This is a genomic window from Micromonospora deserti, assembly GCF_003236335.1.
Lineage (GTDB): Bacteria > Actinomycetota > Actinomycetes > Mycobacteriales > Micromonosporaceae > Micromonospora > Micromonospora deserti.
Genome location: NZ_POUB01000202.1, coordinates 1 through 11,114 on the forward strand (window position 1 = coordinate 1; position 11,114 = coordinate 11,114).

12 protein-coding genes are annotated in these 11,114 nt (G+C 73.8%); 8 read left to right on the plus strand and 4 right to left on the minus strand.

Annotation, left to right across the window (positions count from 1 at the left end; all coding sequences use genetic code 11):
• The 4 genes from C1I99_RS23200 to C1I99_RS23215 form a co-directional block, all read left to right on the plus strand.
• On the plus strand, positions 1-453 hold a 453-nt coding region (locus tag C1I99_RS23200; RefSeq protein ID WP_233512664.1), incomplete at its 5' end, for a ricin-type beta-trefoil lectin domain protein.
• A 641-nt stretch (positions 454-1,094) separates the two neighbouring features.
• Positions 1,095-1,364: a hypothetical protein gene (locus C1I99_RS23205; protein ID WP_111136327.1), complete on the plus strand. Its 270-nt coding sequence runs from the start codon at positions 1,095-1,097 to the stop codon at positions 1,362-1,364.
• Positions 1,364-2,401, plus strand: coding sequence for a hypothetical protein (locus C1I99_RS23210; RefSeq protein WP_111136328.1), 1,038 nt, complete (start codon positions 1,364-1,366; stop codon positions 2,399-2,401). The genes C1I99_RS23205 and C1I99_RS23210 overlap by 1 nt, the downstream gene beginning before the upstream one ends.
• 134 nt (positions 2,402-2,535) lie before the next feature.
• Positions 2,536-3,465, plus strand: a complete 930-nt coding sequence (locus tag C1I99_RS23215) for an LLM class F420-dependent oxidoreductase (protein ID WP_111136329.1) — start codon at positions 2,536-2,538, stop codon at positions 3,463-3,465.
• Here the strand turns inward: C1I99_RS23215 and C1I99_RS23220 are convergent.
• Positions 3,423-3,707: a hypothetical protein gene (locus tag C1I99_RS23220; protein WP_199562360.1), complete on the minus strand. Its 285-nt coding sequence runs from the start codon at positions 3,705-3,707 to the stop codon at positions 3,423-3,425. The two genes, C1I99_RS23215 and C1I99_RS23220, sit on opposite strands and share 43 nt — an antisense overlap.
• Before the next feature lie 78 nt (positions 3,708-3,785).
• Between C1I99_RS23220 and C1I99_RS32875 the strand changes: the two genes are divergently transcribed.
• Entirely contained in the window at positions 3,786-4,322 is a 537-nt protein-coding gene (locus tag C1I99_RS32875; RefSeq protein ID WP_158554100.1) for a hypothetical protein, read from the plus strand.
• Positions 4,323-4,369: 47 nt separating this feature from the next.
• Positions 4,370-5,608, plus strand: a complete 1,239-nt coding sequence (locus C1I99_RS23230; RefSeq protein ID WP_111136335.1) for an FAD-binding protein — start codon at positions 4,370-4,372, stop codon at positions 5,606-5,608.
• A 9-nt stretch (positions 5,609-5,617) separates the two neighbouring features.
• Here C1I99_RS23230 and C1I99_RS23235 read toward each other — a convergent pair whose 3' ends face one another.
• Positions 5,618-6,766 (minus strand): site-2 protease family protein, encoded by a 1,149-nt coding sequence (locus C1I99_RS23235; RefSeq protein ID WP_111136331.1) that lies wholly within the window; start codon positions 6,764-6,766, stop codon positions 5,618-5,620.
• 287 nt (positions 6,767-7,053) lie between these two features.
• Between C1I99_RS23235 and C1I99_RS23240 the strand changes: the two genes are divergently transcribed.
• Together C1I99_RS23240 and C1I99_RS23245 are read left to right on the plus strand one after the other, a co-directional pair.
• Positions 7,054-8,199, plus strand: a complete 1,146-nt coding sequence (locus C1I99_RS23240) for a DUF3103 family protein (protein WP_111136332.1) — start codon at positions 7,054-7,056, stop codon at positions 8,197-8,199.
• A gap of 125 nt (positions 8,200-8,324) precedes the next feature.
• Positions 8,325-8,582 (plus strand): hypothetical protein, encoded by a 258-nt coding sequence (locus C1I99_RS23245; RefSeq protein WP_438941438.1) that lies wholly within the window; start codon positions 8,325-8,327, stop codon positions 8,580-8,582.
• Between the two features lie 69 nt (positions 8,583-8,651).
• Here C1I99_RS23245 and C1I99_RS23250 read toward each other — a convergent pair whose 3' ends face one another.
• Entirely contained in the window at positions 8,652-9,566 is a 915-nt protein-coding gene (locus C1I99_RS23250; protein WP_111136333.1) for a L,D-transpeptidase, read from the minus strand.
• 72 nt (positions 9,567-9,638) lie between these two features.
• Positions 9,639-11,087, minus strand: a complete 1,449-nt coding sequence (locus C1I99_RS23255) for an alpha-amylase (protein ID WP_111136334.1) — start codon at positions 11,085-11,087, stop codon at positions 9,639-9,641.
• Between the last annotated feature and the right edge of the window lie 27 nt (positions 11,088-11,114).

The window sequence follows — 11,114 nt, forward strand, 5'->3', positions numbered from 1 at the left end:
AGGCAGAACAGACCCTGGTTGACGTGCCCGGTGTCGGCGGCGCCGACGAGTGCCGTCACCGGGCACGTCAACCAGGGTCTGTTCTGCCTGGCCGCCGTCGCGGGCGGCGCCGGCACCGGCAACCCGGTCCGGTTGTGGCGGTGCGGGGACACCGACGCGCAGCGGTGGACGTTCGCGATCGACGGGACGATGCGCGTGTCGGGCAGGTGTGCGCGTCCGGTAGGGGGCGACCCCGCGGACGGCGCCGGGATCGAGCTGTGGGACTGTGACGGCACCGCCGCCCAGCGGTGGCTCCACCGGTCCGACGGCAACCTCGTCCACCAGGTCAGTGGCGGGTGTCTGGAGAACCCGGCGGCGCCCGGCGGCGGGCAGGGTTGGCGACCCCGGCTCGCGGTCTGCGACGGCGGTCCCGGCCAGCGGTGGGAGCTGGCCCACGCCGGCCTGCCGGGTTGACCCCGGCACCGCACCGGTCAACTCGCGCCGGACCCTCCGCCGCGCATATCGTGGCGATCCACGCAATCACCTGCACGACAGGACGGGCATCGGATTCCGGACAAGACGCCGGCCGCCTCTCCGACGCACTGTTGTAGCAGGTGAGAGGCGTGCGGATGGCGGGCCACATTCCATTCCTCGGGCCCGGTGGGGACAGCACCGTCCCCGCTGGCGCCGCCAGCACCGAGCCCGGCCCCGCCGTCGCGGCGGTCCCGGCGTAGCGCACCGCCGGCCCGCCCGCGCAGATCGAGGCCGCGCCCGGTCGACACCGTCCCGGGCGCCCGGGACGGCGTCCACCCGCCGACACCGACGTCACCACACCTGGCACATAACGCCGACCGCGCCGACGCGGCGGCGCGCGGCAGCCCGACCGGGATCACCGGGCCACGCCGGCGCACCGCAGCGACCGGGCCGATGGGCCCGACCGGCACGGCAGGAGCCGACCGTCACACCGAACCCGACCACGGGCGGGTCGGCTCGGCGTACCCCGGAACGGGCCGCCGCCTGCCCGCCGGTGGTGGCGGCACCGAAGACAGCCTCGCCGGACCGCCCCCGGTCGCGAGCCGAGCGGCCCGGCACCGAGCAGGAGAGGAGGGGTCGATATGGCCGCTCCCACCGCGACCGCATCCCTGAACGCGTCGACCTATCAGGCGGGGGACCCGATGACCCTGGCCGTGAGGTACGGCGACGCCGACACCAGACCGGTGACCGTCACGATCGTGGTGACCGACGCGCAGGGCAACAGCAGCGCGCCGGTCCGCGTCACCGCCGTCATCGACCCGCTCACCCTCGCCGTCACCGACGACTCCGGCCGCACCTGGACCAGGGCGTCGGACAACGGCTCGGTGGCCGTCTACCAGGCGGTGGCGTGATGCCCCGGGTCACCGTCACGGTGCGCGACTCCGGCGGGCGCACCGCCACCACCAGCGTCAGCTACACCGTCGCCCCGCCGGTGCTGGGCGGCTACTACCTCTCCGGCAACGCCGACCCGACCGCCGACATGGCGGGCGGGAACTTCCGCTCGCTGACCCAGTACCGCAGCTTCGCCGACGGCTACGTCTTCCCCGGCTACCAGCGGCCCTGGCTGGTCGAGCTCGGCAAAGCCGGCGTGCAGATGAACATGGTGCTGGAGCTGAAGCACTACGGCGCGCCCACCTTCGGACCGCAGAGCTTCACCGTGGACGGCACCAGCTACACCGTCCCGGCGCCCGCGATGACCATCCAGCAGCGGCCCGGGACGACCTGGCCCAGGGCGTACGGCTACGGCCAGGTCCTCGCCGGGCAGTGCGACGGGCTGCTCGCCCGGGCGCTGTCGCAGTACCGGACGCTCGGCTTCGGGGTGAACATCCAGCTCGCCTCCGAACTGGACACCGACCACGAGTTCGGCACCACCGAGGCGGGCAAGGCGTACACCTGGGCGGAGTCCGACGCCCGGGCGGTGCAGGCGATGACGTACATCGTGAACTGGTTCAGGGCGCGGCCGTTGCCGGCCGGCACCACCTTCTCCGTCGGCGTCGGCGGGTTCGACCGGGCCTGCTTCCAGCGCACCCACCCCGAGACGCTGATGGCGAAGCTGAACTACCTCCAGTGGAACGTCTACGCCACCAGCCCGACGCACACCGCGCTGGCCCGGTTCCGTCGCACAAAGGACTGGGCGGTCGCCGACCTCGGGCCGGTCGCGCTCTCCCGACCGGTGATCATCGCCGAGTGGGGGGTGCGGGTGGCGGAGATCCCCGACCAGGCGCGGTGGATCGGCACCGTGCCGGCGGCCATCGCCACGCTCAACGCCGAGCGGGGTCCCCGGATCGTCCGCACGAACTACTTCAACTCCGGCTGGGGCACCCTGTCACCGAAGAGCAGCGGACTGGCCGCGCTGCGGGCCGCGTACGCCACCCGGCCGTACGTCTGACCGGCGCCGGCGCCGGGCCCCGGTCGGCCCGGCGCCGGCCCGCGGCCCCCGGGCGGGCGCGGTCCTGGTCCGGCACGGCTGCTGGCCGTCGTGACGCTTCCCGCGCGTCCAGCCGGGATCCATATGCTCAAGTCATGGAACTGCGGATCTTCACCGAACCCCAGCAGGGCGCCAGCTACGACGAGCTGCTCGCCGTGGCCCACCGCGCGGAGGAGACCGGCTTCGGCGGGTTCTTCCGCTCCGACCACTACCTGAAGATGGGCGCGGTGAGCGGCGAACCCGGCCCGACCGACGCGTGGACCACCCTCGCCGGCCTGGCCCGGGACACCCGGCGGATCCGGCTCGGCACGCTGATGACCGCCGCCACCTTCCGGCTGCCCGGCCCGCTGGCGATCACCGTGGCGCAGGTCGACCAGATGAGCGGCGGCCGGGTCGAGCTGGGCATCGGCACCGGCTGGTACGCCGAGGAGCACAGCGCGTACGGGATCCCGTTCCCGTCGCTGGGCGAGCGGTTCGACCGGCTGGCGGAGCAGCTCGCGGTCATCACCGGGCTGTGGGAGACGCCGCCGGGCAAGACGTTCGACTTCGCCGGGACGTACTACCAGGTCAGCGAGTCGCCGGCGCTGCCGAAGCCGGTGCAGGATCCGCGCCCGCCGATCCTGCTCGGCGGCATGGGCGCGAAGCGCACCCCGCGGCTCGCCGCCCGGTACGCCGACGAGTTCAACCTGCCGTTCGCCTCACTGGAGGACTCCGTGGCCCAGTTCGGGCGGGTCCGCGCGGCCTGCGCCGAGGTGGGGCGGGACCCGGAGCGGCTGTGCTGGTCCAACGCGCTGGTGCTCTGCTGCGGGCGCGACGACGCCGAGGTGGCCCGCCGGGCCGCGGTGATCGGCCGGGAGCCGGACGAGCTGCGCGCCAACGGGCTGGCCGGCACCCCCGCCGAGATCGTCGACAAGATCGGCCGGTACGCCGCGATCGGCAGCCAGCGGATCTACCTGCAGGTGCACGACCTGGCCGACCTGGATCACCTGGAGTTGGTCGCGGCCGAGGTGATGCCGCAGGTGTGAGGGCGCCCGCGCGGCCTCGGCGGGCCGGCGGCGGCTGCGCCGGCCAGCCGGGGCGGCGGCCCGGGGTGCGGCACCGGCGTCGGCGCGGGCGGCGGCGCCGGCGTCGGGCGGGGGCCCGGCGTGGTGCCGGGGTACGCCCCGGGCGGGCCGCTCGCCGGGGCGATCCCGGTGCCGGTCGGGTCGGTCTCCGCCGCCGGCGGGACGACGTCGCCCCGGGGGGCGGGCTCGCGGTAGGTGCTCATCGGCGTAGGGTTCCCCGACGGCGGCCGTGGTAACCGTGTCCGATCGACCGGTGCTCGCCAGCGGCCGCCTGTCGGATGATGCACTCCGACGACGCGGCCGGCGAACGGGGGTACGACGTGGAGCTGCACCGGGACCGGGGAGCACTGGTGCTGCCCCTGGCCTGCGTACTGGGCGGGGCGGTGGTGCTGGCGCTGGCCCGCCACGGGGCGGTGCTGCCCAAGCTGACCGGGCTCGGCGCCGTGCTGCTCGGGGGTGTCGTGCTGGTCGGGCTGCTGCGCCCGTTCCGCTTCGCCATCGGCGCCGAGGGCTTGACCGTCCGGCGTCCGGGCCTGCGCCGGCTGATCCGGTGGGAGGAGGTCGACGCGCTCGCGCTCGACCAGCCCCCGGCCCCGTCGGCGCCGCGCCTGCTGCTGGTGCCCGTGCCGGGAGCGCTGCTCGACCTGCCGGCCACCGAACGTCACCCGGTGGACGGCCGGGCAGCGGTGGAGCTGCTCGACCTGGCCCGCGTCCGGGAGCGCCCCACGGCGGTGGCCACCGCCCTCGCCGAGTACGCCGGGGACCGCTTCGTCGATGTGCTCGGGCTGTGCGGCCGGGAGCCGGAGGCGACGGCGTGACCGCGACGGACAGCGGGGCCGCGACGAGCGCCGCGGACACCCCGGCCGTGCCACGGCGCAACTGGGCGGGCAACGTCCGCTACGCCGCACGCCGGTACCACCGCCCCTCGTCGCTGGACGAGCTGCGCCGGCTGGTCGCCGGCAGCGACCGGATCCGCGCGGTCGGCACCGGGCACTCCTTCAACCGGTTCGGCGACACCACCGGCGATCTGGTCTCGCTGGCCGGGCTGCCGGCGGCCGTCACGCTCGACCCCGACCGGCGGACAGTCACCGTGCCGGCCGCCATGCGGTACGGGGACCTCGCTGCCTGGCTGCACGCCCGGGGCTACGCCCTGGCCAACCTCGCCTCCCTGCCGCACATCTCGGTCGGCGGGGCGGTCGCCACCGGCACCCACGGCTCGGGGGAGACGGTCGGCAACCTGGCCAGCGCCGTCGCCGGGCTGGAACTGGTCACCGCCGACGGCGACCTGCTGGCCGTGGACCGGGCGCGCGACGGGGACACCTTCGCCGGCATGGTGGTCGGGCTCGGCGCGCTCGGCGTGGTCACCCGGATCACCCTCGACGTGGTGCCCGCCTTCGACCTGTGCCAGTCGGTACGGCTGGGCCTGCCCCGGGAGGCGCTGGACGCGGCGTTCGCGGGCGCGTACAGCGTCAGCGTCTTCACCGACTGGCGGGGGCCGCGGCTGCGGGAGGTGTGGGTCAAACAGCGCGCCGAGGACGCCCCGCCGCCGGCGGACTGGCTCGGCACGACGCCGGCCGACGGGCCGCGCCACCCGGTGCCCGGGATGCCGGCGGAGAACTGCACGCCGCAGCTCGGCGTGCCCGGCCCCTGGCACGAACGGCTGCCGCACTTCCGGCTCGGGTTCACCCCGAGCAGCGGCGCGGAGTTGCAGTCGGAGTACCACGTGCCCCGGGCGGCGGCGGCCGAGGCGCTGGCCGCGCTGGACCCGGTGGCCCACCGGATCGCGCCGGTGCTGCAGGTCTGCGAGCTGCGGGCGGTGGCGGCGGACGGGCTCTGGCTCAGCCCGAACCACGGGCGGGACAGCCTGGCCATCCACTTCACCTGGATCGCCGACGCCGCGGCGGTGTTGCCGGTGGTGGCGGCGGTGGAGGAGCGGCTGGCGTCGTACGCGCCGCGACCGCACTGGGGCAAGGTCTTCGGCATCGAACCGGCGCGGCTCGCCGCGGCCTGGCCCCGGTACGCGGACTTCGGTGCCCTGCTGCGCCGATTCGACCCGGCCGGCACGTTCCGCACCGAGCTGCTGGACCGGTACTTCCCCCGCTGACCGGGCCGCTCAGCCGGCCGGCCGGCCCCCGGTCATCTGCTCGCGCAGGCTGCTGCGCTGCACGGCACGGCTGATGTCGCTGGGCGAGACGATGCCGACCAGCCGGCCCTCGGTCACCACCAGCGCCCGGCCGTCGGCGCACTCGCTGAGCCGGGGGAGCAGGTCGTTCAGCGGCTCCTCGGGTGTGGCGAGCACCAGCTCGTCGGCTCGGCAGGCCACCTCGCCGAGGGTGGTGCCGGCCCGTCGGTCGGCCGGGACGCCCCGAACCCGGTCGAGGGTGACCAGCCCGACCGGCCGGCCCTCCTCGGTCAGCGGCAGCGCCGAGTGCCGGTACGCGAAGAGGTAGTGGTCGACGAAGTCGGCCACCGTCATCTGCCCGGAGGCGGTCTGCGGCTGCGGTGTCATCACGTCGGCGACCCGGACGCCGCGCAGCGCGCTGCCCGTCCGCGCCTGCCGCTCCTCCATGCCGGCCGCGCCGATCAGGAACCAGCCGATCAGGGCGAGCCAGAGCCCGCCGAAGCCGGCGCCGGCCAGGAACTGCCAGAGCCCGAGCAGGATCAGCAGCGCGCCGAGCACCCAGCCGGCCCGGGCCGCCACCACGGATGCCTTCGTCCGGTCGCCGGTCGCCTTCCACACCGCCGCGCGCAGCAGCCGCCCGCCGTCCAGCGGGGCGGCCGGCAGCACGTTGAAGACCGCCAGCAGCAGGTTGATGCCGGCCAGCCAGGCCAGCGCGCCGAGCAGCAGCCCGTCGGCCCCGGCCAGGGCGAGCAGCATCGCGATGCCGCCGAAGAAGAACCCGATCAGCAGGCTCACCAGCGGGCCGACCCCGGCGATGCGCAGCTCCGCGCCCGGGTCCTTCGCCTCGCCGCGCAGCTCGGCCACCCCGCCGAGCAGCCAGAGGGTGATGCCGTTGACCTGTAGCCCGTTGCGCTTGGCGACCACCGCGTGGGAGATCTCGTGGGCGAGCAGCCCGAGGAAGAAGACCACCGCGGCGGCGAGCCCGGCCAGGACGTACGCGACCACCGGCTGGCCCGGGTAGGTGCGGGGGAACTGGTTGGCCGACAGCAGCCAGGCGATCAACACGAAGATGACCAGGACACTCCAGTTGACCCCGACAGGTACGCCCGCAATCCGGCCAAGCCGGAAACTCGCCCTCATGTGTCGGTCATACCCCGGAAGAGTGGTCCCATGCCAGCGGCGAAGGTCGCGGGTTGGGCCGGCTGACCGTTTCGGCGTGTCGAACGCCCCGGCGTGGCCGTGGGTGGATGAGGTGCGGCGGCGTTTTGTCTGGTACGGGCCGGTTGTTGCGTCTGGCTTGATCATTTGCGCTGCGTTCACGGCCGAGCCATTGACGTTCCTCCCATGCACATATATCAATCTCCTATCGCTATCAAGGTTTCGATCACCGCCACAAGCCGGTGGCCGGGACACGCAGAGGAGCCCACGTGAACCCACGTACCTTCCGCCGCGCCGCCGTGTCGCTGGGCATCGCGGCCACCACCCTGGCCGCAGCGGTCGCCACCCCGGCGTACGCCCGACCCGACCACGCCGCACCGGCACCGGTGACCGTCGCCGCCAGCCCGGTGTTCACCACCATCGACGGCGTGGCCCGCCGGGTGGCGCGCGCCTTCGCCGACCGGTCCGCCATGCACCGGCTGAGCACCTCCGCAGCGAACGGCCCGGTCGATCTGCTCACCGTCGATGTGAACGGCCGGCTCGGCGGCGACCTGCGCTCGGCCAACCAGCGCCTGCTGGCCGCCAAGGGTCTGCCAGGCGGCACGGGCTCGCTGCTGCGGCTGCGGCTGGCCCACCCGGACATGCGCGCCGCACTGGCCCGCGGCGAGGCGCCACTGGTCGCCGCCGCCCCGACCGACGACTCGGCGACGAGCGTGACCGCGTACGACCGCTCCGGCGGCACGCTGGTGCTGGACGCCGCCAGGGTGCCGCGGCGGCCGGTGCTGCTGGTCGAGGTGGACACCGAGCGGGCGCTCTCCGCCGGCCTGACGATGATGCGCGAGGAACTGGGGGAGCGGGGCATCGGCCAGGCGGCTTCGGTGCGGCCCGCGTCCGGTGCCTCCACCGCTGAGATGACCGCCGTAGCCGGTTACTGGGCCACCAAGGTCGACGCCATCCGACTCGGCGACGACCAGGAGCCCTGGATCAAGGGCGGCGCCGAGATCTACAACATCGTGGCCGGGTTCGGGCTGGACGGCAAGGTCAAGGTCGACCTGGTGCAGATGCCGTACCTGGACCACGACGGCACCACGTACTACCCGAACCAGATTCTGGTGCACTTCTCGTCGTACAAGTACAACCTGGCCGACGTGGTCATGATGGAGGACGACGGAGACACCAACTACTCGGCACTGGTCAAGGCGATCGCCAACGCGCTGCTGGTGATCGTGGACGGTGGCGCGTACGCCCCGCTGGTCAACGCGATCCTGGACGCCATCCCGACCTCCTGGTACACCGACGACCCGGACTTCGTGGACGCCTGGTACACCCTGGCCACCACCAGCACCGGCCGGAAGTACGGCGCGGCCGGCAACGGCTGGATGGACGTCACCCGGTACTGGGTGGCGGAACTCTGATCCCGCCCGGTCGGGTGTTGATCCGGCTCCGCCGGGCGCTGATCACCCTCCGTTCCGGCGAGCGCTGAGCCGGCGGCCGCCTGCCCGCGTGCCATGCGGGGAGGCGGCCGTAAGCCGGGGCGCCCATGGTGTCTCCGGGCTGGGTTATCCATTTGCCCGTGGTCGCCGGCGACCTGCTCTCCGCTCAGCGTCTCGCCCGGGTGGTGGCGCACTGGACGCACGTCCTGCCGCAGACCGACCCCGCCGGAACCACCGTGTCGGCGGAGGACGACCAGAACGTACGCCATTGGGTCTTCTGCGACCGGCTCATGCCCGGTGGTCGGCGGTGCCTGATCTGGCCCGACCACGACGGCGAGTGCTCCCGCCGGCCGAGGCGTGGGTGAGCGGAGGAGCGGTGCCTTCTGCGCAACCGGCGTGGACGCCGCCGGTAACCGTCCCGTGGGCGGAAACCGTCAGGCGGTCGGGGGTGGGGCGGGCAGCTCGTCGACCACCACCACCTCGGTGCCGGTACGCACCTTGGCCAGCAGCTCCCGCTGGCCGCTGCGGGTGAGCCGGATGCAGCCGTTGGTGGTGTTCTCGCCCAGCTCGCCGTCGTGGTACCAGCTGTGCAGGCCGATGTGCGCGCCGCGCAGGCCGGCCGGGACGGAGTCGGGGTCGTCCGGCACGGCGCCGAGGGCGAAGATGTCCACGCCGCCGTACACCGACTCGGGCGGCGGGGTGCGGCCGAGGATGAACGTGCGTCCCAGCGGGGTCTCCTGGCCCCGCTGCCCGAGGCTGACCTCCCACGAGCGCACCGCACGGCCGGCGCGGTACCAGGTGAGCCGGTGCGCCCGGCGTTCCACCACGATCTGGTCGCGCAGCGGGACGGTGGTGAAGCCGCCGGGCGGCAGCCAGGCCAGCCTGCGGTTGGCCGAGGGGAGCAGCACCGCGGTCCAGCCGGCGCGGCGCTGGGCGATCGGCATGGTCAGCTCGACCCCGCGGATGGTCGGTTCGAGGAAGGCCACTGGCTTGCCGCCGGGCGCGGTGTAGGCGGCGATCCGGCGGGTCGGGTGCAGGCCCTCCGTCAGCGGTGTGGTGTCCATCGGGTCCGGGTCGGCCGGGAAGCCGGCGGGCGCCGCGTCGTAGTCGACCACCGGCAGGTGGTCCGGCGCGGGCGCGGCGACCGGCACGGCCTCCTCCGGCGTCGGGGCCGCGGTGGTCGGCTCCGGCAGCTCGGACGGCGCCACCGCGGCCTGGTCGGCCTGGTTGACCGGAGCCGGTGTCGGGTCGGGGGTCAGTGCCCAGCCGGTGACCCCGGCGGCGGCCAGGAGCACGGGTACGCCGACGGCGGCGAGCCAGCGGCGGGAGATCAATCGGTCAAACGGCACCAAACCACTCTAACGGGCCGCAGTCCCCGCCCGGCGGAAATCCGCCGGGCGGGGGCCGCCAGGATGGGCGGGTCAGCTCAGGCGGGCACCGGCGTGGATGGCGACCGCGTCATGGGCGGGGATGTCGGCGGCGAACCAGCCATTACCGTCCACCGTGATCACCGGCCCGCTGCACGTGCCGTTGCCGTACGTGCCGTGGATGACGTCGCAGTAGCGGCCGGCCGGCAGCCCGGTGTAGTAGAAGCGGCCGGTGATCGCGTGGTCCTCGTCGTTGACGGTGAGGTAGCCCTTGCCGGTGCGGCTGAAGGCGATGTGGTTGTTGCCGTTGTCATACCAGTTGGCCACCCCGGCGCCCTCGGTGGCGTTGCGGAAGCCGACCATGTTGGCGATCACCGGCCAACGGTGCTCGCACTCCCAGCCGGAGTAGCAGGTGACGTCGAGCGTCCGGCCCGAGCCGTCCGAGGGTGGGCCCTGGTCGCGCTGGCTGAAGGTGTAGCTGGACATCACCGTCGGCGAGCCGTACGGCCAGGCCAGCATGAACGCGTTGGCCAGTGCGTAGATGCCCCGGTCGCGGTAGGTCAGCACCCCGCCGACGTCCCGCTGGGTGTCGTGGTTGTCGACGAAGACCGAGGCCGAGCCGCTGGGCAGGTGCCCCCAGCCCTCACCGAAGTTGCGCAGGTACGCCAGCCGCTCCGAGCGGAACACCCGGGCCAGGTCCTTGCCGTAGCGGAACTCGTGCACGTCGCCGTTGCCGGTGTACTCGGTCGGCTGGATCGGCTCGCCGGCGCCGTAAATGACCTCCTGGACGAGGTACGCCGGGCGGGACAGCCGGCTCTTGATCGCGGCGATGTCGGCCGCCGGCATGTGCTTGCTGGCATCCAGCCGGAAGCCGTCGACGCCGAGCGAGAGCAGGTCGTTGAGGTACGCGGCGATCCGGCCGCGCACGTAGTCCGACTCGGTCTTCAGGTCGGCGAGGTTGACCAGCTCGCAGTTCTGCACCTCCCATCGGTCGCCGTAGTTGGCGATGTCGTCGCCCCCGTTGCGGCCGCAGTGGTGGAAGTCCTGCGTCTGGTAGATGCCCGGGTAGTCGTAGTGCCCGTACGGCGAGCCGGCCCAGCCGGTGCCGCCGCTGTCCTGCCCGGACATGTGATTGATGACCGCGTCGGCGAGCACCTTCACGCCGGCCGCGTGGCATGTGTCGACCATGGACTTGAACTGGGCGCGGGTGCCCTTGCGGGACTCGATCCGGTAGCTGACCGGCTGGTAGGCCAGCCACCACTGGGAGCCGCGGACGTGCTCCTGGGGCGGGGAGACCTGGACGAAGCCGTAGCCCTTCGGGCCCAGCGTGGTCTGGCACTCGTTGGCCACAGAGGTCCAGTTCCACTCGAACAGCTGGACGATCACTTTCCGGGCGTCGGCCGGTGCCGCGGCGGCCGGGGGCGCCGTCACGGTGGTCGGGACGAGCAGGCTCGCGATCACGCCGAGGGCGAGGATCGCCGAGCGGCATCGGCGTCGATGCATCGGGGACTCCTGACGGGGGTTCGGGGG

Coding starts and splice junctions, on each gene's coding strand:
- C1I99_RS23205 (WP_111136327.1), top strand. CDS start 1,095: ATGGCCGCTCCCACCGCGACCGCATCCCTGAACGCGTCGACCTATCAG.
- C1I99_RS23210 (WP_111136328.1), top strand. CDS start 1,364: ATGCCCCGGGTCACCGTCACGGTGCGCGACTCCGGCGGGCGCACCGCC.
- C1I99_RS23215 (WP_111136329.1), top strand. CDS start 2,536: ATGGAACTGCGGATCTTCACCGAACCCCAGCAGGGCGCCAGCTACGAC.
- C1I99_RS23220 (WP_199562360.1), bottom strand. CDS start 3,707: ATGAGCACCTACCGCGAGCCCGCCCCCCGGGGCGACGTCGTCCCGCCG.
- C1I99_RS32875 (WP_158554100.1), top strand. CDS start 3,786: ATGCACTCCGACGACGCGGCCGGCGAACGGGGGTACGACGTGGAGCTG.
- C1I99_RS23235 (WP_111136331.1), bottom strand. CDS start 6,766: ATGAGGGCGAGTTTCCGGCTTGGCCGGATTGCGGGCGTACCTGTCGGG.
- C1I99_RS23245 (WP_438941438.1), top strand. CDS start 8,325: ATGGTGTCTCCGGGCTGGGTTATCCATTTGCCCGTGGTCGCCGGCGAC.
- C1I99_RS23255 (WP_111136334.1), bottom strand. CDS start 11,087: ATGCATCGACGCCGATGCCGCTCGGCGATCCTCGCCCTCGGCGTGATC.